This is a genomic window from Blastococcus sp. SYSU DS0541 (assembly GCF_054050875.1).
On sequence record NZ_JBJHAD010000026.1, the window covers coordinates 1 to 24797 of the forward strand.

At 73.3% G+C, this 24797-nt stretch carries 24 protein-coding genes; 12 read left to right on the forward strand and 12 right to left on the reverse strand.

Annotation, left to right across the window (positions count from 1 at the left end; all coding sequences use genetic code 11):
* Positions 1-237: 237 nt before the first annotated feature.
* On the forward strand, positions 238-1218 hold the full coding sequence (gene dapD, locus ACI794_RS19690; RefSeq protein WP_456580797.1) for a 2,3,4,5-tetrahydropyridine-2,6-dicarboxylate N-succinyltransferase: 981 nt from the start codon (positions 238-240) through the stop codon (positions 1216-1218).
* An 18-nt stretch (positions 1219-1236) separates the two neighbouring features.
* Here dapD and ACI794_RS19695 read toward each other — a convergent pair whose 3' ends face one another.
* The gene (locus tag ACI794_RS19695) at positions 1237-2337 is read right to left on the reverse strand and encodes an alpha/beta fold hydrolase (protein WP_456617172.1); all 1101 of its coding nucleotides are present in this window, start codon (positions 2335-2337) and stop codon (positions 1237-1239) included.
* Positions 2338-2469: 132 nt separating this feature from the next.
* Between ACI794_RS19695 and ACI794_RS19700 the strand changes: the two genes are divergently transcribed.
* The 3 genes from ACI794_RS19700 (at position 2470) to ACI794_RS19710 (ending at position 5369) form a co-directional block, all read left to right on the forward strand.
* The gene (locus ACI794_RS19700; RefSeq protein WP_456600851.1) at positions 2470-3123 is read left to right on the forward strand and encodes a hypothetical protein; all 654 of its coding nucleotides are present in this window, start codon (positions 2470-2472) and stop codon (positions 3121-3123) included.
* A gap of 180 nt (positions 3124-3303) precedes the next feature.
* On the forward strand, positions 3304-4698 hold the full coding sequence (locus ACI794_RS19705; protein ID WP_456617173.1) for a sensor histidine kinase: 1395 nt from the start codon (positions 3304-3306) through the stop codon (positions 4696-4698).
* Complete coding sequence (locus ACI794_RS19710) at positions 4695-5369, forward strand: response regulator (RefSeq protein ID WP_456617174.1); 675 nt, start codon at positions 4695-4697, stop codon at positions 5367-5369. Before ACI794_RS19705 ends, ACI794_RS19710 begins: the two co-directional genes overlap by 4 nt.
* Positions 5370-5452: 83 nt before the next feature.
* On the opposite strand, the gene ACI794_RS19715 is transcribed toward ACI794_RS19710, so the two are convergent.
* The 3 genes from ACI794_RS19715 to fdxA form a co-directional block, all read right to left on the reverse strand.
* On the reverse strand, positions 5453-6940 hold the full coding sequence (locus ACI794_RS19715) for a PxKF domain-containing protein (protein WP_456600854.1): 1488 nt from the start codon (positions 6938-6940) through the stop codon (positions 5453-5455).
* 444 nt (positions 6941-7384) lie between these two features.
* Positions 7385-8506: a succinyldiaminopimelate transaminase gene (gene dapC, locus ACI794_RS19720; protein WP_456601166.1), complete on the reverse strand. Its 1122-nt coding sequence runs from the start codon at positions 8504-8506 to the stop codon at positions 7385-7387.
* Complete coding sequence (gene fdxA, locus ACI794_RS19725) at positions 8503-8829, reverse strand: ferredoxin (protein ID WP_012947287.1); 327 nt, start codon at positions 8827-8829, stop codon at positions 8503-8505. Before fdxA ends, dapC begins: the two co-directional genes overlap by 4 nt.
* A 241-nt stretch (positions 8830-9070) precedes the next feature.
* Here fdxA and ACI794_RS19730 point away from each other — a divergent pair, with 241 nt between their 5' ends.
* Genes ACI794_RS19730 through ACI794_RS19740 form a run of 3 tightly spaced genes read left to right on the forward strand, consistent with a single transcriptional unit; the run spans position 9071 to position 12704 of the window.
* Complete coding sequence (locus tag ACI794_RS19730; protein WP_456617175.1) at positions 9071-11905, forward strand: EAL domain-containing protein; 2835 nt, start codon at positions 9071-9073, stop codon at positions 11903-11905.
* Positions 11906-11952: 47 nt separating this feature from the next.
* Positions 11953-12096 (forward strand): hypothetical protein, encoded by a 144-nt coding sequence (locus ACI794_RS19735; RefSeq protein ID WP_456617176.1) that lies wholly within the window; start codon positions 11953-11955, stop codon positions 12094-12096.
* Positions 12093-12704, forward strand: coding sequence for a GNAT family N-acetyltransferase (locus ACI794_RS19740; RefSeq protein ID WP_456617177.1), 612 nt, complete (start codon positions 12093-12095; stop codon positions 12702-12704). The genes ACI794_RS19735 and ACI794_RS19740 overlap by 4 nt, the downstream gene beginning before the upstream one ends.
* Here ACI794_RS19740 and ACI794_RS19745 read toward each other — a convergent pair.
* From ACI794_RS19745 to ACI794_RS19775, 7 genes are all read right to left on the reverse strand, one after another.
* On the reverse strand, positions 12658-13086 hold the full coding sequence (locus tag ACI794_RS19745; protein ID WP_456600857.1) for a hypothetical protein: 429 nt from the start codon (positions 13084-13086) through the stop codon (positions 12658-12660). The genes ACI794_RS19740 and ACI794_RS19745 overlap by 47 nt on opposite strands.
* Positions 13083-13976, reverse strand: coding sequence for an N-acetyl-1-D-myo-inositol-2-amino-2-deoxy-alpha-D-glucopyranoside deacetylase (mshB, locus tag ACI794_RS19750; RefSeq protein WP_456617178.1), 894 nt, complete (start codon positions 13974-13976; stop codon positions 13083-13085). Before mshB ends, ACI794_RS19745 begins: the two co-directional genes overlap by 4 nt.
* A 147-nt stretch (positions 13977-14123) precedes the next feature.
* The gene (locus ACI794_RS19755; RefSeq protein WP_456617179.1) at positions 14124-15227 is read right to left on the reverse strand and encodes an ABC transporter ATP-binding protein; all 1104 of its coding nucleotides are present in this window, start codon (positions 15225-15227) and stop codon (positions 14124-14126) included.
* On the reverse strand, positions 15220-16272 hold the full coding sequence (locus ACI794_RS19760) for an ABC transporter ATP-binding protein (protein WP_456600860.1): 1053 nt from the start codon (positions 16270-16272) through the stop codon (positions 15220-15222). The genes ACI794_RS19755 and ACI794_RS19760 overlap by 8 nt, the downstream gene beginning before the upstream one ends.
* Positions 16269-17210: an ABC transporter permease gene (locus tag ACI794_RS19765; RefSeq protein WP_456580809.1), complete on the reverse strand. Its 942-nt coding sequence runs from the start codon at positions 17208-17210 to the stop codon at positions 16269-16271. Before ACI794_RS19765 ends, ACI794_RS19760 begins: the two co-directional genes overlap by 4 nt.
* Positions 17203-18126 carry an ABC transporter permease gene (locus ACI794_RS19770; protein WP_456580810.1) on the reverse strand — a complete coding sequence of 308 codons (924 nt, stop codon included), beginning with the start codon at positions 18124-18126 and terminating at the stop codon, positions 17203-17205. Before ACI794_RS19770 ends, ACI794_RS19765 begins: the two co-directional genes overlap by 8 nt.
* Before the next feature lie 149 nt (positions 18127-18275).
* The gene (locus tag ACI794_RS19775; protein WP_456600861.1) at positions 18276-19931 is read right to left on the reverse strand and encodes a peptide ABC transporter substrate-binding protein; all 1656 of its coding nucleotides are present in this window, start codon (positions 19929-19931) and stop codon (positions 18276-18278) included.
* Positions 19932-20291: 360 nt separating this feature from the next.
* Between ACI794_RS19775 and ACI794_RS19780 the strand changes: the two genes are divergently transcribed.
* Positions 20292-20465 carry a CsbD family protein gene (locus ACI794_RS19780; protein ID WP_456617180.1) on the forward strand — a complete coding sequence of 58 codons (174 nt, stop codon included), beginning with the start codon at positions 20292-20294 and terminating at the stop codon, positions 20463-20465.
* 230 nt (positions 20466-20695) lie between these two features.
* On the opposite strand, the gene ACI794_RS19785 is transcribed toward ACI794_RS19780, so the two are convergent.
* Complete coding sequence (locus tag ACI794_RS19785; RefSeq protein WP_456600862.1) at positions 20696-21454, reverse strand: (deoxy)nucleoside triphosphate pyrophosphohydrolase; 759 nt, start codon at positions 21452-21454, stop codon at positions 20696-20698.
* 27 nt (positions 21455-21481) lie between these two features.
* Here ACI794_RS19785 and ACI794_RS19790 point away from each other — a divergent pair, with 27 nt between their 5' ends.
* The 4 genes from ACI794_RS19790 (at position 21482) to ACI794_RS19805 (ending at position 24777) form a co-directional block, all read left to right on the forward strand.
* The gene (locus tag ACI794_RS19790; protein WP_456580813.1) at positions 21482-21964 is read left to right on the forward strand and encodes an RrF2 family transcriptional regulator; all 483 of its coding nucleotides are present in this window, start codon (positions 21482-21484) and stop codon (positions 21962-21964) included.
* A 271-nt stretch (positions 21965-22235) separates the two neighbouring features.
* Positions 22236-23909, forward strand: a complete 1674-nt coding sequence (locus ACI794_RS19795; RefSeq protein WP_456617181.1) for a nitrite/sulfite reductase — start codon at positions 22236-22238, stop codon at positions 23907-23909.
* Complete coding sequence (locus tag ACI794_RS19800) at positions 23906-24070, forward strand: hypothetical protein (RefSeq protein ID WP_456600864.1); 165 nt, start codon at positions 23906-23908, stop codon at positions 24068-24070. The genes ACI794_RS19795 and ACI794_RS19800 overlap by 4 nt, the downstream gene beginning before the upstream one ends.
* On the forward strand, positions 24067-24777 hold the full coding sequence (locus tag ACI794_RS19805) for a phosphoadenylyl-sulfate reductase (RefSeq protein WP_456600865.1): 711 nt from the start codon (positions 24067-24069) through the stop codon (positions 24775-24777). The genes ACI794_RS19800 and ACI794_RS19805 overlap by 4 nt, the downstream gene beginning before the upstream one ends.
* Positions 24778-24797: the final 20 nt, after the last annotated feature.

The following is a 24797-nucleotide window of genomic DNA, read 5'->3' on the forward strand; positions in this document are numbered from 1 at the left end:
AACCCCCGGAACTCGCTGACGCTCGCCCCGGGCCCCTGCAGCCAGGCCGTTCCAGCACCTCACCAACCCCCGGAACTCGCTGACGCTCGCCCCGGGCCCCTGCAGCCAGGCCGTTCCAGCACCTCACCAACCCCCGGAACTCGCTGACGCTCGCCCCGGGCCCCTGCAGCCAGGCCGTTCCAGCACCTCACGGACCGGCCCGCCCCCGCGCGGATCCGCCTCGGTAGCGTTCCCGGCGTGACCGCCGCAGCGCCCGCTCCCGTCTCAGCCGTAGCCGCCGGTCTGGCGACCGTCACCCCCTCGGGCACCGTGCTCGACACCTGGTACCCGGAGCCCCGGCTCGGCGCGCCCGCCGGCGCGGCCACGGGGACCCGACGCCTCGGCGCGCTGGAGCTCTCCGGCGAGCTCGGCCCCGACTACGGGGGCCTGGTGCGCCGCGACGAGGCCCGCGGGGTGGAGGTCATCGCCGTCCGCACCGTCATCGCCGACCTCACCCAGCCGCCGGTGGACGCCCACGACGTCTGGCTGCGGCTGCACCTGCTCTCCCACCGGCTGATCCAGCCGCACGGCGCGAACATGACCGGCGTCTTCGGCCTGCTCACCAACGTCGCCTGGACCAGCTCCGGGCCGGTCGAGGCGGCGACGTTCAACGCCCACCGGCTGCGGGCCGCCGTCGGCCACGTGACCGTCTTCAGCGTCGACAAGTTCCCGCGGATGGTCGACTACGTCATCCCCTCCGGTGTGCGGATCGCCGACGCCGACCGGGTGCGGCTCGGCGCGCACCTGGCCGAGGGGACGACGGTCATGCACGAGGGCTTCGTCAACTTCAACGCCGGCACCCTCGGCCCCTCGATGGTGGAGGGCCGGATCAGCGCGGGCGTCGTCGTAGGAGCCGACAGCGACATCGGCGGCAGCGCCTCCATCATGGGCACCCTGTCCGGCGGCGGCACGCAGGTGATCTCGATCGGCGCCGGCTGCTTGCTGGGCGCCAACGCCGGCATCGGCATCTCCCTCGGCGACGGCTGCGTCGTGGAGGCCGGCTGCTACGTGACCGCCGGCGCCCGCGTCACCCTGCCCGACGGCTCGGTGGTCAAGGCCGCCGAGCTCTCCGGCCGCAACGGGCTCCTCTTCCGCCGCAACAGCGTCAGCGGCGCCCTCGAGGCCCTCCCGCGGGACGGCGACTGGGGCGCGCTCAACGCCGAGCTCCACGCCAACTGACCGAGGCCTCGGCGGAGGTCAGGCCGCGGCGTCCGCGGCGACGTCGAGGTGCTCCAGCAGGGCCACCAGGAACTCCTGCGGCCGCTCGACGTGCGGGGAGTGCCCGACCCCGGACAGGACGACCTCGCGGTAGGTGCCACCGGCCGCGGCGTAGCGCTCGAGGACGGCTCGGGTCTGGGTGACCATCGGCTGCGGTGGGCAGACCTCCTCCCCCGGCCAGCCCGGTACCGCGCCCAGCTGCCCCAGGTACGCCAGGTCGAACACGGAGGTGTCCGAGACGATCGCGTCGGCGTCCCCGCGGATCCACAGCACCGGCGGCTTGCCGGCCAGCTCGGCGATCCCCGACAGGTCCATGACCGTGGGTGCCATCGTGTTCAGCACGCCACGCTCCCCCGGGGCCAGGCCGGGCCAGGCCGAGCCGGGCGCGGAGTCGCCCGGGTAGTGGTCGACGCCGGTCCGGGTGGACAGCATCGACGCGACGAACACGTCCTCCATCGCTGGGTCCAGCGGCAGCGACCCCGGCGCCACGTAGAACGCCCGCAGGATCGACCGCGGGCTGGTCGGGCTGTCCGCGCCCGTGTCGCCCGCGGCGAGCGCGGCGACGAACTCGGGGTTGGCCGCACCCCCACCGGACCCCGTGCCGTCCGCGGCGAGGCGGCGCCCGTCCGGCCCGGCCGTGCCGCCGAAGCCGTACGGCGAGACCGGGGCGACCAGCGCCACGGAGGCCACCCGCTCGGGCGCGTCGAGCAGGTACTGCAGGACGACGCCCGCGCCCATGCTCCAGCCGACCAGGTGCACCCGCTCGAGGCCGAGGGTCTCCACCAGCGCGGCGACGTCGTCGGCCCAGTCCCGCACGCCCCGGCGTGCGTCCACGGGCAGCGGGTCGGTCCCGCCGTAGCCGCGCAGGTCCACCGCGACCGGCCGCACCCGCGCCTCCTCCGCCAGGGCCAGCAGCGGCTGCTGCCAGAAGAGTGCGGAGCTCACGTTGCCGTGCACGAACAGCACGACCTCGCCGCCGGCCCCGCCGGGCTCCACGCCGGCCGGGTGCAGGACGTTCTGGGTGAGTCTCGGGGTGGTCACCCGGGTCGCGGTGATCCCGGGCAGCAGGACGTCGGCCATGGCTCCTCCTCGGCGGCGGGCACACGCTATCGGCCCGAGCCGCCGGGAGGTGGCCGTTCCACCGCCCCCGGCACGGCGCGGGGTGGCCGCGTCCAGGGAGCCGTCAGGTCCGGCACCTACAGTCGGCAGGCGATGACCACCGTCCGAGCCGCGACCCACGGTGCCGCTGCCCCGGCGCGCAGGACGACCCGCCGCCCGGCGAACCGGCGCCGCCCGGCCTCCGGAGCCACCCGGCACCGGCGAGGGAAGCGCGGACCGGGCGTGCTGCGCTGGTGGCCGGCGCTGCTGGTGGGCGCCGCCCTCTTCGCCGCCGTGGCCTGGCGGGCCGACATCACCGTCGAACTCCCCGCTTCCGGGAGTTGCACCCTGCCCGGCTCGTCGGTGACCCTCTCCGCCGAGCAGATGCAGAACGCAGCCACCATCGCGCAGGTCGGCCGCGACCGCGGGCTGCCGGACCGGGCCGTGGTGATCGCGCTGGCGACCGCGATGCAGGAGTCGACCTTGCGCAACCTCGACTACGGCGACCGGGATTCCCTCGGCCTGTTCCAGCAACGCCCCTCGCAGGGCTGGGGCACACCGGAGCAGGTGCAGGACCCGGTGTACGCCGCCGGCCAGTTCTACGACCGGCTGGTGACCGTTCCCGGGTGGGAGACCGGCCGGCTCACCGAGGTCGCCCAGGCCGTGCAGCGCTCCGGCTTCCCGGAGCTCTACCAGAAGCACGAGGCGATGGCGGTCGACCTCACCGCGGTGCTGCGGCCGGGCGCCGGCGAGCTGCCCTGCGCGTGACCCGAGCCGGCTGACGGCGCCCGCGACCCGCGCCGGCCGGCGGCGCCCACGCACGGGGTCATGGCTCTCCGCGTCTCGACGCTCACCGTGCGCCGACCGTCGATCCCCCGACCGGGTCACCGGGACATTTTTCCAGGTCGCACGGCTGCTGCCCCGGTGACGAGCCCCTAGGCTCAGAACGTGACAGCCACGGGGGCTCGTCCAGGGGCCGCCGCCGGGTGGACCGCCGCGGCAGCGGCCGCAGCCACGGCGGCAGTGGTGGCGCTGCCGTCGATGAGCTTCGCCTACCAGGCTCCGGCCCTCCGCGCGGTCCTGGAAACCCTCAACGCGGTGGTCGCGCTCCTGACCGCCCTCCTCGTCTACGGGCGGTTCCGGGACGGTCGCCGTGTCCAGGACCTGCTCATCGTGCTGGCACTGTGCACCGTGGCCATGGCCAACCTGGTGCTCACCGCGCTGCCCGGCGCAGTGGCCCCGGGGGAGGACCATTTCGCGCGGTGGGAGGCCCTGGCGATCCGCCTGCTGGGGACCGTCGTGCTGACCGCAGCGGCGCTGGTCCCGGTCGCCCGGCATGCGACCCGCAGGATGTCCCTGGCGACGACGGCGGGCATCGCAGCGGTCGTCGTCGCCCTCACCGCCGCAGGTGTCGCGCTGGGGGAAGCGCTGCCCCCGATGGTCGACCCCCTGACGGCGCTCGCCGACGCCAGCAGGCCCCGCCTGGTGGCTCACCCGGCCGTCCTCGCGGTGCAGGGCGTGGGTGCGGGGCTGTACGCCTTGGCCGCGGTCGCTTTCACGCGGCAGAGCGCGCGCACCGGCGACCAGATGGTCCGGTGGATAGGTGCCGGCTGCGTGCTGGCCGCCTTCGCCCGGGCGCACTACCTGCTCTTCCCCTCGCTCTACTCCGACTTCGTCCACACCGGCGACTTCCTCCGGTTGGGCTTCTACCTGCTCCTGCTGGTGGGCGCGGTGGGTGAGATCCGTTCGTACTGGCAGCTCCGCGTGCACACAGCGGTTCTGGAGGACCGTCGTCGCATGGCGCGTGACCTGCACGACGGGCTGACCCAGGAGCTCACCTACATCTCCACGCAGGCCCGCCGCCTGGCCACCCGGCCGGACCGGGCGACGGCCGAGCTCATCGACGCCGCCGCCGCGCGGGCCGTGGACGAGGCGAGACAAGCCATCAGCGCCCTGACCGCGTCTCCCGGCGACCCGTTCTCGGTGGCCCTGCAGCGGCTCGCCGACGACATGTCCCACCGGTACGACGTGAAGGTCGTCACCCAGCTCGGGTCAGCGGCGGACGTGGACGGGACGCGCGCCGAGGCCCTGCTGCGCATCACTGCCGAGGCGGTGCGCAACGCGGTGCGGCACGGGGCCGCGCAGCGGGTCGAGCTCCGGATGACGTCCGATCCGACGTGCCTGGCGATCATCGACGACGGACGCGGCTTCGATCCCTCCACCGCCCGGCCGGGAGGGTTCGGCCTCACGAGCATGCGGCAGCGGGCCGAGGCGCTCGGGGCAGCGCTCCGGATCGATTCCGCTCCAGGAGAGGGCACGACCGTGCGTGTGAGCTGGCCGTGAGCGACGTGCTGCAGGTCCTGCTGGCCGACGACCACGCGCCGACGCGGGCGGTCGTCCGCGAGGCGCTGGAGGAGCAGGGCTTCGAGGTCGTCGCCGACGTGGACAGCGCACACGCCGCCGTCGGGGAGGCGCGCGAGCGGCGCCCCGACGTGTGCCTGCTGGACATCCACATGCCCGGCGGTGGTATCGCCGCCGCGGCGGAGATCAGCTCCACCCTGCCAGGCACGACCGTGGTCATGCTGACGGCGTCGCAGGACGACCGCGACCTGTTCAACGCGTTGCGGGCCGGCGCCTCGGCCTACCTGGTCAAGGGCATGGACCCCGAACGCATCGGCCCGGCGCTGCGCTCCGCGCTGGCCGGCGAGACGACCTTGCCCCGCTGGCTGGTGCAGCAGGTCGTGGCGGAGTTCCAGCCGCCGGCCCGGCGCCGGCTGTTCCTGCCCAACCGTGCGAAGCACATCGAGCTGACCGAGCGGGAGGCGGAGATCCTCGACCTGATGGCCGAGGGGCTGTCGACCGAGGAGATGGCCAAGAAGCTGTTCGTGGCGCCCGTCACCGTGCGGTCGCACGTCGCCGCGGTCCTCAAGAAGCTGCAGGTGAAGGACCGGCAGTCCGCGGTGCAGCTCTCGCGGCAGGGGTCGAACCGTCCGGAGAACCGCTTCGGTCCGTAGCGACGGACAAGACGGAGGCCGGGCCCGGGGATCGCTCCCCGGGCCCGGCCCTGTGTCAGCGCGTGCGGGCCGGCCCGCTCAGGTCACTTGCGGAGGTCGAACGCTGCCTTGACCGGAGCCGCGAAGCTCGGGTCGCTCACCGAGACGGTGTACGTGCCCTGGGTCAGGGCGGCGTTGGTGAACTGGCTGAGCTTGGTCGACAGGTTGTAGATGTACTGGCTCCCGTCCCAGCGCATCAGCTTGCCGTTGGTGGCGACCTCGCTGATGACCGCCTCGTTGACCGCGACGTCGGGCGTCGTGTCACCCTGCACCAGGTTCACAGCAGGGGTGAGGTTGCTGACCGCGGCCCCGTCGCAGCCCGTCACGGTGATCTTGACCGGGATGGTGCTGCCGGCCTTGAAGCCGCTGCGGGAGCCGGTGCTGTTGATCGGCTGCATGATCGCGCTGGCGGTGTTGTAGGCGCGGACGCCCGTGACCGTCTCGCTGTCCGAGCCGCTGTCGTCGTCGGTCACGGTCACGGTGGCGTCGTAGCTGCCGGCAGCGGTGAACGTCCGGGCGAGGTCCGTGCTGCCGTCCGCCCACAGGACCGAGGTGGTGTGGGTGTCGGCCGAGCCCGCGTCGGTGTAGGTCGCCCCGAGGGTGACGGCGCAGTTGGTGACGCGGGTCTGCGTCACGCCGGTGATTACGGGGGCGACATTGGCAGCCGTCCAGGAGAAGGTCTGCGTCACGGAGTCGTGCTCGCCGTCCGAGGCCTGGACCGTGACGCTCCCGGAGGCGTCGTCCGTGGTGGTGTGGCTCCAGGAGAAGGTGCCGTTCCCGTTGTCGACGACCGTGCCCGCGCCGTCCACCTTGGTGATCGTCAGCGTGCTGTTGCCGTCCTGGTCGGTGAAGGACCCGGACGTCGCCGGGCTACCGACGGTTCCCTCGTTGCCGTTGGCGGCTCCGGCCTGGGTGCCGACTGCGGGGGCGTACGAGTTGCTGTCGCACGCGTTGCCGAGGCCGTCGCCGTCCGCGTCGGCCTGGTCGGCGTTCGCGACGGTGGGGCAGTTGTCCGAAGCGTCGGGGATCCCGTCACCGTCGGCGTCCGGCGCCGGAGGAGGGGGCGGCGGCGTCACGGCCGGGTTGTCCACGTGCACGTTGATGAAGTCCTGGCGGAACGTGGAGTCGAACAGCTGCGTCGTCATCTGCCCCTGCACCTTGACCTGCACAGCCACGTCCTGGAGACCACCGGTGGCGACACCGGTGATCTTGGCGTGCTCGCCGTCCGGAGCGCCGGCAGCGAGGACGAGGTTGACGCTGTGCTCGCTCGTGCAGTCGGTCACGCTCACGAACGCCGGGTTCGTGGTCGCCCACGACTTGTCCGACGTCAGGTCGATGCGGACGGGAGCGGTGGTGGTGGCGTTGCAGCCGGGGACGTCGCCCTGCGCCTCGCCCTGCGCGTCAGCCAGCAGCTTGACCGTGAACGCGACGGTCGAGCCGGCGTCGTCGGTGATGGAGGTCGGGGCCATGTCGACGGTGTCGGCGAAGGCGGCTGACGGCATCGCGATCAGGCCGGCGGTCGCCAGAGCCACTGTCGCGGTTCTCCTGCGGAGCATGGGGATCCCTCTTCCTGCATCGGATGGTCCGTGGTGGTGCGTTGGAAGAAGGTTGCGACCGCAGTGAAGCGAGGCACCAGAGGGCGAGGCGTTGACATCCCTCAACGCCTGTCGCGGCACAGGGGCGCCGCCGCGAGGGCGCCATCCGAGAGCCAGCCGGCACCCGCCTGACCTGCGGTTTCGCCTGAGGCATCCACCCGCATCCGTCGTCACCGGCCGACGTGCTTAGGCGTTGAGATCCCTCAACGCCTCAGCACGCGGGCAGCCCCCGGGCGCCGCTCGGTGGAGGCGTCACCGCCCGGCGACGGCACGCGGCGCCACCACCGAGCAGGACCCACCCGGACGGGACGCGATCCGCCCACCCCTCGGGGACGCCACGACCTCGTCCCGGCCGGAGGCGGACTGGTGCGTGGCCGGCTCTCAGCCGCGCAGGCGCTCCACGGCGGCGTCGATCCGCTCGTCGCTCGCGGTGAGCGCCAGCCGGACGTGCCGCGCGCCAGCCGGTCCGTAGAAGCTTCCGGGAGCGGCGACGATGCCGCGCCCGGCGAGCCAGTCGATGGTGGCCCAGCAGTCCTCGTCCCGGGTCGCCCACAGGTAGAGGCCCGCCTCCGAGTGGTCGATGCGCATCCCCGCCGCGCGCACCGCGGCGGCCAGCCGGTCACGCCGCCGGCGGTACCGCTCCCGCTGCGCGTCGACGTGCGCGTCGTCGTCCAGCGCGGCCGCCATCGCGGCCTGGACCGGCCCCGGGACCAGCAGCCCGAGGTGGCGGCGCACCTCCCACACCCGGCGCACCAGCTCCGGGTCGCCGGAGAGCAGGCCACCCCGGTAGCCGGCCGCCGTCGACTGCTTGGACAGCGAGTGCACCGCCAGCAGGCCGGTGTGGTCGGCACCGGAGACGTCGGGGTGCAGGATCGAGCGGGGTTCCACGTCCCAGCCCAGCGTGATGTAGCACTCGTCGGCGACGACGGGGACCCCGTGCGCCCGGCCCCAGTCGACCCACGCACGCAGCTGGTCGACCCCCAGCACCCGGCCGTGCGGGTTGCCCGGGGAGTTCAGCCAGACCAGGGAGACGCCGGCCCCCTCGGCCGGAGGCGTGTCGCTCCGGCGCACCGCGAGGCCGGCGAGCACGGCGCCGACCTCGTAGGTCGGGTAGGCGACCTCGGGGACGACGACGGTGCTCGCGCCGCCCTGCAGCCCCAGCAGGGTGGGCAGGAGGGCGACGAGCTCCTTGGAGCCGACCGTCGGGATCAGCGACGGCTCAGCCCCGAGCGGGTCGGCCACCTGCACGCCCAGCCGCCGCGCCAGCCAGCCCGCGGCGGCGGTGCGCAGCGGCACGGTGCCGAGCGCCGTCGGGTAGCCCGGGGCGTCCGCCGCCCCGGCCAGCGCCTCGCGCAGCACGGCGGGGGTGTCGTCGACCGGGGTGCCGATCGACAGGTCGACCACCCCGCCGGGGTGCTGTGCCGCCCGCGTCCGCGCCCCGGCCAAGGAGTCCCACGGGAAGTCCGGCAGCGCGCGGGGCCTGCCGGGGACCGGAGCGGTCAGTGACCTTCGCCCTGGGGCGGGAGCGCGGCCACCAGCGGGTGGTCCTTGCCGATCTTCCCGGTCTTCGCGGCGCCGCCCGGGCTGCCCAGGTCGGAGAAGAACTCCACGTTGGCGTTGTAGAAGTCCTTCCACTTGTCCGGGACGTCGTCCTCGTAGTAGATGGCCTCCACCGGGCACACCGGCTCGCACGCGCCGCAGTCGACGCACTCGTCGGGGTGGATGTAGAGCATCCGGTCGCCCTCGTAGATGCAGTCCACCGGACACTCGTCGATGCACGCCTTGTCGAGAACGTCGACACAGGCCTGGGTGATGACGTAGGTCACGGGGTTCCCTCCGGGGACGTTCGGGCGGCGCGCCGGGCGAGGCCGGTCGCGTCAGATGCGTCCCTAGTATCACCTCCGGGCCCGGTCGGCGTTCCACGGGCCACCCTTCACGTCCCCCGTGCGGGGCACTCCGGCGGCCTGTCGGCGGGCGTCCCCCCATGGGGGTGGGTTCCCGCCCAGCGCTCAAGCAGCGGGCCGGGGCGCCGATCTCGACGACGTGTCCGGGACGACGCAGGGTGAGGTGACGCCGCGGCTGGAGCCGCCGGCGTCCCCCTTCGACGCGCACGCCGCCCTGGTGCACCTGCTCTCCCGGCTGCGCGCGTCCTCCGGGGCCACCCGGGTGTCGGTGTGGGTCCACGAGGCCACCACCGAGCTCGTCGTCCCGTTCCGGCAGTCCACCAGCGCCACCCGCGGCCAGCTCCCCCTGCACCCCGCCCTGCGCACCCCCGCGAACCTGTGCGACTCCCCTTTCCTCTCCGCCGTCGTCACCGGCCGCCGGCCCGTCGTCGCCCACGCGGACGGCCGGCGCGCCGAGGACCGGCAGCTCGCCGAGGTCGGCATCCGCTCGGCGCACGGTGAGCCGCTGGTGCTGGACGGCGCGGTCGTCGGAGTCCTGACCGTCGAGCCCGCCGCGGCCGCCGCCCCGCACCTCCTCCGCCAGGTCGCCCCCCGCATCGCCGCCGCGCTGGCCGAGGCGTGGACCCGGCGCACCCAGCAGCGTCGGCTGGAGCAGGCCGGCGTCCTCCTGAAGCTGATCGAGTCCGCCGCGCAGGCGCAGTCGATGGACCACCTGCTCGGCTCCGCCTGCCGCCAGCTCGCCGAGCTGGGCGAGGTCGAGCGCGCCTGCGTCTTCCTGCTCGAGGACGGTCGGCTGGTGCCCCGCATGGCGGCGTACGCCGACGGCCGGCAGGACCTGGCCACCTGGCGGCAGTTCCGCGCCGCGCCCGTACCCCTGGAGCTGGCCGAGACGGTGCTGCGCACCGGCACGCCCCTGACCGCCGACCGCGACTCCGACCTCGTCTCGGGCTGGTGGGTCGACTCCTTCCACATCGCCTCCGCGCTCGCGGTCCCCCTGGGCCGCAGCCCCGACCTGGCCGGCGTCCTCACCCTGGACAGCACGCAGGTGCGGCCGTTCTCCGAGGACGTCCGCCGGCTGGCCGCCGCCGCCGGCGCGCACCTCGGGGGCGTCATCGAGCAGGCCCGCACCAGCCAGGCCCGCGCGGCGTCGCTCGCCACCGCCCGCGTCGTCCGGCAGCTGCTCGTCGACGGCTCGGCGGTGACCGGGGCCGCCGCCGCCGCGGAGGTGCTCGCCCGCGCCGTCCAGCGGCTGGCCGGCACCGACCGGAGCGCCGCCTACCTGGTCGACGGCGACGACCGCATCAGCGAGGTCCGGCACGTCGACTGGCCCGAGGAGCACAAGCAGGTCGTGCAGGCCCGGCTGGTGGGCGAGCCGGCGGCCGGCGTCCCCCTGTGGCGCCTGGCGACCGAGGAGCGGGCGCCCGTCTTCGTGGAGGACGCCGCCGCCACCGACCTGCTGGACCCCGAGCTGGTGCGGGCGCTCGAGGTGAGCTCCTACATCAGCGTGCCGCTCATGTCGGGCGACCGGCTCCTGGGGCTGGTCGTCACCGGATCGGTCGGCGCCAGCCGCACCTGGAGCCCGTCGGTGCGCGATGCCGTCCGCCAGGTCACCCTCGAGGGCGCGCTGGTCGTGGAGAACGCCGAGCTGCGCGCCGCCGAGCAGGAGCGGCTGGCCCAGCTGGCCACCGAGGCGCACCACGACCCGCTCACCGGGCTGGCCAACCGCCGCAAGTTCATCGAGACCTTGGAGACCACCGTCTACGGCGACCGGGACCGGCGGTGCGCCCTGCTGATGATCGACCTCGACCGCTTCAAGGAGATCAACGACAGCTTCGGGCACAGCGTCGGCGACGACCTGCTCTGCCTCGTCGGCCCCCGCCTCGAGCGGGCGCTGCGCCCCGGCGACCTGCTGGCCCGCATGGGCGGTGACGAGTTCGCGGTCCTGCTGCCCGACGCCGACGTCGACCGGGCCCGCGAGGTGGCCGACGCGCTGGGCGCCGCGCTGCGCGACGCCTTCGTCCTCGCCGGCATGTCGCTGCACGTGGACGCCAGCATCGGCATCGCTCTCTCCCCGGACCACGGGCGCGACCGCTCGCTGCTCCTGGCCCGGGCGGACACCGCCATGTACGCGGCCAAGCGCGGGCGCCTGGGCTACGAGCTGTGGGCCCCCGACGGCACCCCCGCCACCCGGGACCGGCTGCAGACCCTGGAGCAGCTGCGCTCCGCCCTCGACGGCGAGCAGCTGCGCAACCACTACCAGCCCCAGCTGGACCTGCGGACCGGCACCGTCGTGGGCCTGGAGGCGCTCGTCCGGTGGGAGCACCCGGAGCGGGGACTGCTCTACCCCGACGTCTTCCTGCCCCTGGCCGAGCAGGCCGGCCTCATGCGCCGGCTGGCGTTGCGGGTGCTCGAGCGCTCGCTGCGGGACCTGCACAGCTGGCGGACCCACGGCCACGACCTGTCGGTCGCGGTCAACCTCTCGGTCTCCAACCTGCAGGACGTCGCCCTGCCCGAGCAGGTCGCGATGCTGCTGGAGACCTGCTCCCTGCCGGCCGGCGCGCTGGTCCTGGAGATCACCGAGGACGTCCTGATGGCCGACGCCGCCCGCAGCCAGCAGGTCATGGCCGGGTTGCGGCGGCTGGGCGTGCGGTTGTCGGTCGACGACTACGGCACCGGCTACTCCTCGCTGTCCTACCTGCGGGCGCTGCCGGTGGACGAGCTGAAGCTCGACCGCAGCTTCGTCACGCACCTGACGTCCGACCCGCGGGCGGCGGCGATCGTGCGCAGCACCCTGCAGCTGAGCCGCGACCTCGGGATGAGCATGGTCGTCGAGGGGGTCGAGGACGCCGGCGCCCTGGCCGCGCTGCGCGAGTGGGGCTGCGACGTCGCGCAGGGCTACCACATCTCCCGGCCGATGCCGGCCGAGCGGGTGCTGGGCTGGCTGAACGCCCGCCCCCTGCCGGCCGCGCTGGGCACGACGGCGCCCCCGCGCCACTGACGGGAGCGGCCACGCCCCGCGCGGCGCCGCGCGTCATGATCGTCGCCGTGACCGCCGCCTCGACCACCCGGGTCGCCGAGCTGGAACGGCCCGCGGCCCGTACCTGGCGCGGCCTGGACGAGGAGCCGTACGGCGACTGGCTGCTGCGCGCCGGGGTGGCTTCACCGGTCGCGCGAACTCGGTGCTGGTGACCGGGGACCCGCCGGACGACCTGCCCTCGGCCGTCGCCGCGGTGACCGCCTGGTACGGCGGGCGGGGACTGCGCCCGTGCGCCGCTGTCCCGACGCCGGGCGCCGAGGCCGCCGACGAGGCCTTCGCCGCCGCCGGCTGGATCCGCGACGAGGACACCCTGGTGCTCATCGCGCCGGCCGGCCCGTGGCCCGCCGCCGACGTGCCGGTGGTGCTCGACGACGCCCCCGACACGGCCTGGCTCGCCGGCTACCGGCACCGCGGGGCGGCGCTCCCGGCCACGGCGGAGGCGGTGCTGCGCAACGCCGAGCGGCCGCTGTTCGCCTCCGTCCGGCCCGATCCCGCTGCGTCCCGGCCGGCCGCCGTCGCCCGGGGCGTGGTCTGCGACGGCTGGCTGGTGGTCAGCGCCGTGACCGTCGACGAGGGCTGCCGGCGGCGCGGCCTGGCGACGGCGGTGATGGCGGCGCTGGCCGCCGAGGCCCGCACCCGCGGGGCGACGTCCTGCCTGTTGCAGGTGACCGCGTCGAACGCCCCCGCGCTGGCCCTCTACGCCCGGCTGGGGTTCACCGAGCACCACCGCTACCACTACCGGTGGGCGCCGCGGGGGTGACCCGGCGGGCCGGCGCGCCCAGCGCCAGCCCCACGGCGAGGGCCGCGGCGAGCACCCCCAGCAGCAGGAAGGCGGTGCTCACGATGCCGAGCGCGCCGCCGGACACCAGCAGCAGGTCACCCTCGGGACGCCGGGCCATGGCCGCCACCACGACGACCAGCCAGGTAGCGGCGGGGAGGGCGGCGACGACCTTGGACCCGCTGAGCCGCAGCGCCGCGGACACCAGCAGGACGTTGCCGACCACCGCCGCCGGCACCGACACGGGCACCAGCACGCCACCGACCCGCAGCGGCAGCCACAGCACCTCGACGACCGCCAGCCACGCCGCGACGAGCACCGCGCAGACGCCGAGGCCCACCGTGACCGGGCCCCGGCGGCTCACACCTCGAGGCCGGCGAAGAGGTCGTCCTCCCGGCCGTCCGGGCCGGACGCCGGCCCGCGCTCGCCCCGGACCAGGCGGTAGTACTCGACGCCGAGCACCTCCTGGCCGAGGTTGTTCGACAGCGCGAAGAACGGGCCGTCGACGGTGATCTGGGTCGGGTGGGCGCGCATGGCGGCGTCCTTGCGGCCGGCGTACGCCCGGGCGTCCACGGCACAGGTGACCACCTCGTCGGGCACCACGAACGGGACCTCGTCGAGGTCGCCCAGCCCGTCGAAGGGGGAGGCCTCGCCGAGGGCGGCCATGGCCTCGATGCCCTCCCGGATCACCGACCGCGGCATGGCGTTCCAGTACACCTTCGCGACGTCCCAGGCCGCGCCGAGGTCGGGGCGGTAGCCGGGGTCGGCCGCGACCTCGACCGCCCGCATGGCCACGCGGTGGGCCTGGATGTGGTCGGGGTGGCCGTAGCCGCCGAACTCGTCGTAGGTGACCACGACCTGGGGGCGCACCTCGCGGACCACGGCGACGGCGTGCGCCACCGCCTCGTCGAGGTCGGCGTTCCAGAACGCGCGCGGGTGCTCGTTGGCCGGCGTCCCCATCATCCCGGAGTCGCGGTACCGCCCGGCCCCGCCGAGGAAGCGGGAGTCCTCGACGCCGAGGGCGATCATCGCCGCACGGAGTTCCCAGATCCGGTAGCCGCCGAGCTGGTCGGCCTGGTCGGCGGCCAGCTGGCCCAGCTCCGGCACCAGGATCTCGCCCTCCTCGCCCAGCGTGCAGGTGAGCAGGGTGACGCCGACGCCCTCGGCGACGTAGCGGGCCATCGTGGCCCCGTTGTTGATCGTCTCGTCGTCGGGGTGCGCGTGGACGAGGAGCAGACGTCGGTCAGCGGTCACGATCGGCCATTCTCCCTGAGGCCGTCGGTCCCGCGAGAGCCACCGACCCGGGGTCGTCGTCGTCCTCCCTCACCGCGGAGCGTCCTCCCCCACCGCGCACCGTGAGGGAGGACCCGCTGGGATCAGGGAACCTGATCCCAGCGGGGGTCAGGCCTCGGTGGGGACGACGGCGCGCGCCTCGGCGAAGTGGCACGCCGAGGGGTGCCCCTGCCCGCGGTCCACCAGGGCCGGGGCCTCGGTGGCGCAGATGTCCTGGGCCTTCCAGCAGCGGGTGCGGAACCGGCACCCCGAGGGCGGGTTCGCCGGGCTCGGGACGTCACCCTGCAGCAGGATCCGCTCCTTGAGCCCGCGCAGGTGCGGCTCGTGCACCGGCACCGACGAGAGCAGCGCCTGCGTGTAGGGGTGGGCGGGCGAGCCGTAGACCTGCCTGTCGGTGCCCTCCTCCACGATGCTCCCCAGGTACATCACCGCGACGCGGTCGGAGATGTGCCGCACCACCGACAGGTCGTGGGCGATGAACAGGTAGGAGAGCCCGAAGTCGTTCTGCAGGTCCTCCAGCAGGTTCACCACCTGCGCCTGGACCGACACGTCCAGCGCGCTGACCGGCTCGTCGCAGACGATGACCTCCGGCTGCAGCGCCAAGGCGCGGGCGATGCCGATGCGCTGGCGCTGGCCGCCGGAGAACTGGTGCGGGTACCGGTTGACGAACTCGGGGTTGAGGCCGACCCGCTCCATCAGCTCCTGGGTGCGCTGCAGCCGGCCCTTCTTCGGCGCGATGTCGGCGTGCACCGACCAGCCCTCGGCCACGATGTCCCCGACGGTCATCCGCGGGTTCAGCGAGGCGTAGGGGTCCTGGAAGATGATCTGCACCTCGCGGCGGTACTGCTTGAGCCCGCGGCCGCTCAGCTTGGTGACGTCCTCCCCCTTGTAGAGGATCTGCCCGTCGGTCGGCTTCTCGAGGGCCACCAGCATCTTGGTCACCGTCGACTTGCCGCAGCCGGACTCCCCCACCAGGCCGACGGTCTCGCCCCGGCGGAGCCGGAGGTTGACGCCGTCCACGGCGCGGACGTGGCCCACCGTGCGCTTGAGGACGATGCCCTGCGTCAGCGGGAAGTGCTTCTTGAGGTCCTTGACCTCGAGCAGCACCTCGCCGGGGGTGTGCACCGGACGGCTGGCCGCGTCGGCGGCGTCGGACGCCGCGGCCCGGTCCGCGGCGCTCGCCGCGGTGGCGCCGGAGCCGTCGTCAGACATGGAGGACCTCCTCGCTGTAGTGGCAGGCGGCCTCACGGCCCGGGACGACCAGCCGCAGCGGCGGGACGTCGGCCACGCAGTCGCGACCGGGCGCCGCCTGCGCACCGGTGCGGCGCTTGGGACAGCGCGGGTGGAAGGGGCAGCCCGAGGGGATGGCGGCGAGGTTCGGCGGCTGCCCGCCGATCGGCTGCAGCCGGCCGCCCTTGACCTCCACCTGCGGGATCGAGCGCATCAGCCCGTCGGTGTAGGGATGAGCGGGGTTGCCGAACACCTCGTCGACGGTGCCTCGCTCGACGATGCGGCCGGCGTACATGACGGCCACGTTGTCGGCGACCTCGTTGACCACACCGAGGTCGTGGGTGATGAGGATCAGCCCCATCCCGGTGTCCCGCTGCAGGTCCTTGAGCAGGTCCATGACCTGGGCCTGCACGGTGACGTCGAGCGCGGTGGTCGGCTCGTCGGCGATGAGGATGCGCGGGTCGAGGGCCAGCGCCATCGCGATCATGACGCGCTGGCGCATGCCGCCGGAGAACTGGTGCGGGTAGTCGTTGACCCGCTCCTTGGCGGCCGGGATGCGCACCCGGTCCATCAGCTCGACGGCGTGCTGCTTGGCCTCCTTGCGGGAGGTGCCCCGGTGCGCCCGGAACATCTCCCCGATCTGGAAGCCGACGCTGTACACGGGGTTCAGCGACGAGAGCGCGTCCTGGAAGATCATCGAGATCCCCGGCCCGCGCACCTTGCGCTGCTCCTCCTCGGGCAGCGTGAGCAGGTCACGCCCCTCGAAGACGATCCGGCCGCTGGTGACCTCCGCCGGGGGCGAGTCGAGGATGCCCATGATCGCCTGGGCGGAGACGGACTTGCCCGAGCCGGACTCGCCCAGGATCGCGAGGGTCTCCCGCTCCGAGACGGTGTAGCTCACGCCGTTGACGGCGTTGACCAGGCCCGATCCGGTGCGGAACTGGACCCGGAGGTCGTCGACCTCCAGGAGCGGCGCCCCGGCGCCGCCGGCCGGGCTGGACGGGACGGACGTGGACGCGGTGCTCATGAACGCTGCTTCGGGTCGAGGGCGTCGCGCAGGGCGTCACCCATGAGGACGAACGCCATCACCGTCAGGGTGAGGACGAGGCTCGGGAAGAGGACGGCGTGCGGCGCGGTGCGCAGCAGGTCCTGGCCGGTGTCGATCTGCAGCCCCCAGGAGATCGCCGGCGCCTGCAGGCCCACCCCGAGGAAGGTCAGCGTGGCCTCGGCCGCGATGAGCACCCCGATGGTGATCGTCGCGTACACCAGCACCGGGGCGACGGCGTTGGGCAGGATGTGCCGCACGAGGATCCGGCTGTCGGAGGCGCCCATCGCCCGGGCGGCGGCGACGTAGTCGGAGCTCTTGACCGCGATGACCTGCGAGCGGACCAGCCGCATGGCGGTCATCCAGCCGAACATCGCCAGCGCGATCGCCACGGCGACCACGCCCCGGCCCAGGATGCCGCTGCGCAGGACCACCAGCGCGCCCAGGATCAACGGCAGCGCGTAGAAGATGTCGGCGATGCGCGACAGGATGCTGTCGGTGACGCCGCCGTAGAAGCCGGAGATGGCGCCGACGAGGACGCCGAACACCAGGATCACGACGACGGCGAGCAGGCCGATGATCAGCGAGTTCCGCGCGCCGTAGACGACGTTGGCCAGGTAGTCGCAGCCCTGCTGGTCGAAGCCGAACCAGTGCTCCGCCGACGGCGTGGCGTTGCTGTTCGACAGGTTGCACGAGCGCGGGTCGACGCCGCGGGCGAAGACCGACGGCAGGAGCGCCATCGCGACGAAGAGCAGGCCGAACAGCGCGCCGATCCAGAAGAAGGCGTTGCGCCTGAGCTGGCGCCAGGCGTCGCTCCACAGGCTGTTCTGGCGCCCCCCGTCCGGCTGGTCGGTCGCGCCGGTCACGCCGCCGGCGCCGGCCTCGTCGTGACCCACGGTCGTCAGGTTCGGCTCACTCATAGCGGATCCTCGGGTCGAGGACGGCGTAGAGCACGTCGACGACCAGGTTGAAGAAGATGAAGACGAAGACCAGGAGCGTCACGATGCCGACCACGACCGCGCCCTCCTGAGCGCGCACGGCGTCGAAGACCGCCCGCCCGATGCCCGGGAGGTTGAACACCGTCTCGGTGACGATCGCGCCGCCCATGAGGGTGCCGATGTCGGCGCCGACGAACGTCACGACCGGGATCAGGCTGTTGCGGAGCGTGTGCCGGACGATGACGTCCCGGCGGGGCAGGCCCTTGGCCCGCGCGGTGCGCACGTAGTCGGCCCGCATGTTCTCCGCGATGCTCGTCCGGGTCAGGCGGGCCACGTAGGCCAGCGATCCGGCGGCCAGCACCAGGCCCGGCAGCAGGTAGCTGTACCAGCCGTCGTTCACGCCGGCGATCGGGAACAGTCCCAGCTGCAACCCGAAGGTGAACTGCGCGACGAAGGCGAGCACCAGGATCGGGATCGAGACGATCAGCGTGGTGCTCACCAGCACGACGTTGTCGAAGAAGCCGTTCTTCCGGATGCCGGCCATGACGCCGGCGACGATGCCGATCAGGATCTCGAAGGCGATGGCGACCAGCGCCAGCTTGATGGTGACGGGCATGCGCTGGGTGATCGTGTCGAGCACCTCGCGGCCGCGGAAGTCGGTGCCGAAGTCGCCCTGCAGCAGGTCACCGACGTACTTGACGTACTGCAGCCAGAGCGGGTCGTTCAGGTTGAACTCGTCGGTCAGCTGGGCCACCACGGCGGGCGCGAGGGGTCGGTCGCCGCCCAGGGCCCGGATGGGGTCCCCCGGCAGCGCGTAGACCAGCGCGAAGATCAGGAAGGAGGCCCCGAGCATGACCGGGATCGTGAGTAGAAGGCGGCGCGCGATGTAGCGGCCCATGTCGCTCCTCGGTCAGGACGCGCCGTTCCCCTGTGACGGGCGCGGACGCGTCGTCCATGATGCGGGACGAGCCCGAGCGGCCGACCGCCGGGGAGCCCTGCCCGGTCTGGGCGGGGTTCCCCGGCGGCGGCCTGCGGTGTGCGGCTGCGTCAGCTGATGGGCGTGACGTTGGCGACGTCGATGTCACCGAAGACGTCGATCACCACGTCGCTGACGTTCTCCGAGTGCCCGGCCTGCTCGAGGTCGAAGAACATCGGGGCGATCGGCATGTCCTCGAGCAGGATGTCCTCGGCCTGGTTGTAGAAGTCGAGGGCCTCCTCGTTGCTCGAGGCGCTGTTGCCCTGCTGGATCAGCGCGTCGAACTCGGGGTTCGAGTAGAACGTGGCGTTGGAGCCCGCCGGCGGCAGCGCCGCCGTGGAGTACAGCGGCTCCAGGTAGTTCTGCGGGCTCGGGTAGTCCATGCTCCAGCCGAGGCGGAAGGGACCGGTCACGCCCTGCTCGTCGAGCAGCGGCAGGTACTCGGCGAAGTCCAGCTCGCCCCGGAGGACGTAGTCGACGCCGAGGTTCTCGCGGAGCTGGTTGCCCACGGCCTGGACCCAGGCGTCGTGGCCGGCGCCGGCGTTGAACCACAGCTCGATCGGCTGGCTGCGGTCGAAGCCGGCCTCGTCGAGCAGCGCGTTGGCCGCGTCGACGTCCAGCTCGCAGTACTCGCAGACACCCTCGCGGTAGCCGTCGACGACGGGGGCGACGTAGGCGTCGGCGGGCGTGCGGCTACCGGCGAAGATGGCGTCGGAGATCGCCTGCCGGTCGATGCCCATCGACAGCGCCTGACGGACGCGCGGGTCGGAGAACCGCTCGTCGTAGGTCGGGAAGCCGAGGTAGGTGAACCCGGAGGACGGGGCCTCGAGGTACCGGTCGCCCAGCACGTCCTGGGCCGAGGCCAGGGCGTCCGGGGGGAGGTCCGGCAGGACGTCGAGGTTGCCCGCCTGCAGGTCGTTGTAGCCGGTGTTCAGGTCGGCGTAGACGCGGAAGTCCACGGACTCGGCCACGGCCGGGTCCTCGCCGGCGTAGTCCTCGTACCGGGTGACGGTGATGCCCTGACCGGGGACGAACTCGCTCTCGGCCTGGAACGGGCCGTTGCCGATCGGCTGGGCGCCGAAGCCCTCGGGGTCCTCGAAGAAGGCCTCGGGGAGCGGCCAGAAGGCGTTGTAGCCGACGGTCACGGGGAACTGCGCGAAGGGCGAGGCGAGCTCGACCTCGAAGGTGTTCTCGTCGATGACCCGCAGGCCGCTCATCTCCTGGGCGGCGGGGTCGCCGGTGACGTTGCCCTCTTCGTCGGTCGGCGCCTGCAGGTCGTCGTACCCGAGGATGTTCGAGAAGAAGTACGACGCGCCCTGGGCGTTGGGGCTGTAGGCGGTGTAGTTCCACGCGTCGACGAAGGACTGCGCGGTCACCGGGGTGCCGTCGTGGAAGGTCCAGCCGTCCTTGAGCTCGATGGTCCAGGTGGTGTTGTCCTCGGACTCGATGGACTCGGCGACGCCGGTGTACTCCACGGCACCATCGGCGGCGTACTCGATCAGGCCCGTCCACAGGGAGGAGATGACCTGGTGGCCCTCGCTCTCCGTGGTGTTGCCCGGGACGAGGGGGTTCTCCGGCTCACCGACGTAGACGCTGAACGAGCCGCCACCCTCGGCGGCGGTGCCGCCCTCGCCACCGTTCTCATCGCTGCCACCACAGGCGGACAGCATCATCGCGGCGGCGACGCCGGCCGCGACGAGCCCACCTCTGCGCTTGCTCAACTTCACGTGCAATGCCTCCCTCGTCCCGCGTCAGCGGGGGGAACGGACAGGTCGACCCAGGCCCCGCGGGCGAGTGGACGACTGATTGGTCTCGAACCGGACGCAGCCGGACCGCTGGGGACCGGGACTGCGACGGGTGGACCCTAGGCACGCCTCGGAGGGGGTGTCCACGGACGTCACCGACTTGTGACCTGTGTCCACGATCCGCCTTCCCACCGTAACTTCCACGCCCCAGGGGGCGTCCGGCGGGCCGTCCTCCCGCGGTCCCGACGCCTCGGCCGGAGGCTTTCCGGCGAGCGTGTCGCGAGGTCACAGGTGGGGTATGGCTGCCCCCACGCGCACGACGACGACCGGGAGGACGACGCGATGAGCGGCATGGACAAGATGAAGAACAAGGCCGAAGAGCTGAGCGGCAAGGGCAAGCAGTCGGTCGGGGAAGCCACCGGTGACCGCGACCTCCAGGCCGAGGGCCAGGCCGACCAGGCATCGGGCAACCTCAAGCAGGCCGGGGAGAAGGTCAAGGACGTCTTCAAGAAGTAGAAGGACCCTCCTGCCCCCCACCCCTCGCTGACGCTCGGCGCGGGTCCCTGCAGGAGGGCCGTTCCAGCACCGCACCCCTCGCTGACGCTCGGCGCGGGTCCCTGCAGGAGGGCCGTTCCAGCACCGCACCCCTCGCTGACGCTCGGCGCGGGTCCCTGCAGGAGGGACGTCCCTCACGTCGCCACGGGCGCCGTTCCCCACGCGGGAGCGGGCCCGTCGCCGTCCCGGTCTCAGAGCCGGGCGAGCAGGGCCCGGACGGCGGGCAGAAGCGGGCGGTCGGCGGGGATCCAGTCGAGGGCGTCGAGGTCGGCCGCCCCGACCCACCGCAGCTGCGCGTGCTCCCGTGCCACCGGCGAGCCGTGCGCGATGCGGGCCCACCAGACCCGCATCGTCGACGCCCCCGGGGCACCACCGCCGACGACGCCGTCCAGCGGCACCTCCCCGAGGAATGCCTGCGGCGCGACGGCGACCCCGAGCTCCTCGGCGCACTCCCGCACGAGCGCCACCAGGTCGGTCTCCCCCGGCTCGACCTTGCCGCCCGGGAACTCCCAGCAGCCGTCGTAGGGGCCGCCCGCGCGCTCGGCGACCAGCACCCGGTCGCCCTCGACGAGGGCGGCGCCGACGACCTGCACGACCTCCCGGGCCCGCAGGGCGGCGGCCGCGGCGCAGGCGTCCAGGTGCGCCTGCATCGCCCGGGCCACCCGCCGGCGCAGCACGGCCCGGTCGACGACCCCGCCCAGGAGACCGGGCAGCCCGGTCTCCCAGTCGACCTGCTCGTCGATGAGCGTGCCGGCACCGGTGGCCGAGAAGCGGCGCGAGTGGGTGACCCAGCCGCGGGCGCCGACCGGCGCGGCGAACACGTCGCGCTCCGGCCGCACGGAGACGACCTCCTGGAGCGGGAACGGCCAGGGGCGGCCCAGGGCACGGGCGACGTCGAACGCCACGGTCAGCGGCGCCTCCACCAACGCGGTGAAACGCAGCCGGAACACCCGGGCACTCTCCCAGATGGCGGCAGTATGGGCAGCGTGCGCATCAACGCCCGGGTCGACTACGCCGTCCGAGCCGTCGTGGAGCTGGCCGCGGCGGCACCCGAGGCGCTCACCTGCGACCGCATCGCGACCGCCCAGAACATCCCGAACCGCTTCCTGCAGGCGATCCTGGCCGACCTCCAGCACGCCCGGCTGGTCACCAGCCAGCGCGGCCGGGACGGCGGGTACCGCCTGGCCCTGCCCGCGTCGGAGATCTCCATCGCGCGCGTGATGCGGGTGCAGCAGGGATTTCTGGCCGAGGTGCACGGCCAGCGCCCGGAGGACGTGACCTACCCGGGGGCGGCCGGCGCGCTGGCCGAGGTGTGGGTCGCCGCCCGCGAGGCCTACCGCCGGGTGCTCGAGGGCGTCACGGTGGCCGACGTCGTCGCCGGGCAGCTCCCGCCGCACGCGGCCGAACTGGTCGCCATCGACACGGCGTGGCGGTCCTTCAGCGAGCCCGCTCCCCGCTGAGGGACGGCGGCGTGCCGGCGGAACCACCCCTCGCGGGGTGAGCTCCGCACCCCGTCGCGCCGGATGTGGGAGGATCGGCGGCATGACGGACCGCGGCAGCCTCCTCGTCGCGCGCCTGCACATCGACCTGGCGCTCGTCTCCAGCGCCGCCTGTCGCGCCCTGCGCTGACCCAGGTCCTCCGCGCAGCTGTCCGCTGCGTCCCGAACCAGCAGCGCCTCCCACCCCGGCCCGCTGCCGGGCGGTCGGCGAGCGCAGGAAGAAGTACGCCACGTGAGCACCCCCACCCGCACCAGCAACCGGCCCCAGCGGGGGCAGGGCCAGTGGGCGCTGGGCTACCGCGAGCCGCTCAACCCCAACGAGCGGATGAAGAAGGACTCCGACGGTCTCGAGGTGCGCCAGCGCATCCTCGACATCTACTCGAAGACCGGCTTCGACGGCATCGACCCCGGTGACCTCCGCGGCCGGATGCGCTGGATGGGCCTCTACACCCAGCGCGCCCAGGGCATCCCTGGCGGCAAGACCGCCGTGCTGGAGCCCGAGGAGCTCGAGGACTCCTACTTCATGATGCGGGCCCGCATCGACGGCGGGCAGCTGACCAGCGACGCGCTGCGCGTCCTCGGCGGCATCAGCACCGAGTTCGGCCGCGACGTCGCCGACGTCACCGACCGGCAGAATGTGCAGTACCACTGGATCCGCATCGAGGACGTCCCCGAGATCTGGCGCCGCCTGGAGTCGGTCGGGCTCTCCACGATGGAGGCCTGCGGCGACGTCCCGCGGGTGATGCTCGGCTGCCCGCTGGCCGGGATCCTCGAGGACGAGGTGATCGACGCGACCGACGTCATCGCCGACACCGTCGCCAAGTACGTGGGCAGCCCGGAGTTCAGCAACCTGCCGCGCAAGTGGAAGACGTCGATGTCGGGCTGCGTCGACCACTGCACCGAGCCCGAGATCGACGACGTCTCCTTCGTCGGCGTCGTCGACGAGTCGGGCGAGGCCGGCTACGACCTGTGGGTCGGCGGCGGGCTCTCCACCAACCCGATGTTCGCCCAGCGGATCGGCGTGTTCGTGCGGCCCGACCAGGTCACCGACGTGTGGGCCGCCTGCACCGCGGTCTTCCGCGACTACGGCTACCGCCGCCAGCGCAACCGCGCCCGCATCAAGTTCCTCATGGCCGACTGGGGCCCGGAGAAGTTCCGGCAGGTGCTGCAGGACGAGTACCTCGGGCAGGAGCTGCCCGACGGCCCGGCGCCCGCCCCGGCCCAGCACGACCAGCGCGACCACGTCGGCGTCAGCAGGCAGAAGGACGGCCGCAACGCCGTCGGCTTCGCGCTGCGCACCGGCCGGATCAGCGGCTCGCTGCTCACCACGATCGCCGACCTCGCCGACGAGTACGGCGAGGGGCGCATCCGGACGACGACGCAGCAGAAGCTGGTCATCCTCGACGTGCCCGACGAGAAGGTCGAGGCGCTGGTCGACGCGCTCGCCGAGCACGACCTGCAGGTGCGGCCCAGCGCCTTCCGGCGCGGGATGATGGCCTGCACCGGGCTGGAGTTCTGCAAGCTGGCGATCGTCGAGACCAAGCACTTCGCGCAGGAGGTCTACGCCGAGCTCGAGCGCCGACTGCCCGACTTCGACACCCCGATCGGGATCAACATCAACGGCTGCCCGAACAGCTGCGCCCGGTTCCAGACAGCCGACATCGGCTTCAAGGGCTCGATGGTGCGCGACGACAGCGGCGAGATGGTCGAGGGCTTCCAGGTGCACCTGGGCGGCCACCTCGGCGTCGAGGCCACGTTCGGCCGGAAGTTCCGCGGCCACAAGGTCACCAAGGCCGAGACCGCCGACTACTGCGAGCGGGTCCTCCGCGGCTTCCTCGACCGCCGCACGCCGGGCGAGTCCTTCGCCCACTACGTGTCCCGGGCGGACGAGGAGTGGCTGCTGTGACCGAGGAGTCGCCGGAGGGCGGAAGGAGCCGGCAGCTACCGGTGTTCCACTGCCCGTACTGCGGCGACGAGGAGCTCACGCCGCACGAAGACGGGTGGCGCTGCGGCGCGTGCCTGCGGGCCTTCTCGGTCCGCCTGATCGCCACGGGGGTGCAGGAGTGACCATCGCGCTGCGGCCGACGCCGCTGCTGGCCCAGGCCGCCGACGCCTGGTTCGACGGCATTGCCGACCCGGTCGAGCAGGCGCTCGCCGTGCTCACCTGGGCCGGCGACACCTTCGGCGACGAGTTCGCGATCACCTCGTCCATGGCGGACGGGCTGCTCGCGCACCTCGCCTCCCGCGCGGTCCCCGGCGTGCACGTCGTCTTCCTGGACACCGGGTACCACTTCGCCGAGACCATCGGCACCCGCGACTGGATCTCCTCCGTCCTGCCGATCACGCTGGTCAACGTGCGGCCCGAGCAGACCGTCGCCGAGCAGGACCGCGAGTTCGGCGCCGCCCTGCACGACCGCGACCCCGACCTGTGCTGCTCGCTGCGCAAGGTGCAGCCGCTGGCCCGGACGCTGTCGGGCTACGTCGCCTGGGCGTCGGGGGTGCGGCGGGACGAGTCGCCCACCCGTGCGAACACCAAGATCGTCGACTGGGACGCCAAGCGCGAGATGGTGAAGGTCAACCCCATCGCCGCCTGGACGCAGGAGGACGTGGACCGCTACATCGCCGAGCACGCGATCCCGGTCAACCCGCTGTTCGAGATCGGGTACGGCTCGATCGGCTGCGCCCCGTGCACCCGCCCGGTCGCGGACGGCGAGGACCCGCGCGCCGGCCGCTGGGCGGGCTCCACCAAGACGGAGTGCGGCCTGCACACCTGAAGGATCCCGCTGCCCCCCCC

What these genes read in the sequence shown, in the direction of transcription:
- ACI794_RS19790 (WP_456580813.1), top strand. Translation starts at nt 21,482, where the DNA reads ATGGGCAGCGTGCGCATCAACGCCCGGGTCGACTACGCCGTCCGAGCC.
- ACI794_RS19765 (WP_456580809.1), bottom strand. Translation starts at nt 17,210, where the DNA reads ATGAGTGAGCCGAACCTGACGACCGTGGGTCACGACGAGGCCGGCGCC.
- ACI794_RS19770 (WP_456580810.1), bottom strand. Translation starts at nt 18,126, where the DNA reads ATGGGCCGCTACATCGCGCGCCGCCTTCTACTCACGATCCCGGTCATG.
- ACI794_RS19760 (WP_456600860.1), bottom strand. Translation starts at nt 16,272, where the DNA reads ATGAGCACCGCGTCCACGTCCGTCCCGTCCAGCCCGGCCGGCGGCGCC.
- ACI794_RS19755 (WP_456617179.1), bottom strand. Translation starts at nt 15,227, where the DNA reads ATGTCTGACGACGGCTCCGGCGCCACCGCGGCGAGCGCCGCGGACCGG.
- ACI794_RS19780 (WP_456617180.1), top strand. Translation starts at nt 20,292, where the DNA reads ATGAGCGGCATGGACAAGATGAAGAACAAGGCCGAAGAGCTGAGCGGC.
- ACI794_RS19700 (WP_456600851.1), top strand. Translation starts at nt 2,470, where the DNA reads ATGACCACCGTCCGAGCCGCGACCCACGGTGCCGCTGCCCCGGCGCGC.
- ACI794_RS19695 (WP_456617172.1), bottom strand. Translation starts at nt 2,337, where the DNA reads ATGGCCGACGTCCTGCTGCCCGGGATCACCGCGACCCGGGTGACCACC.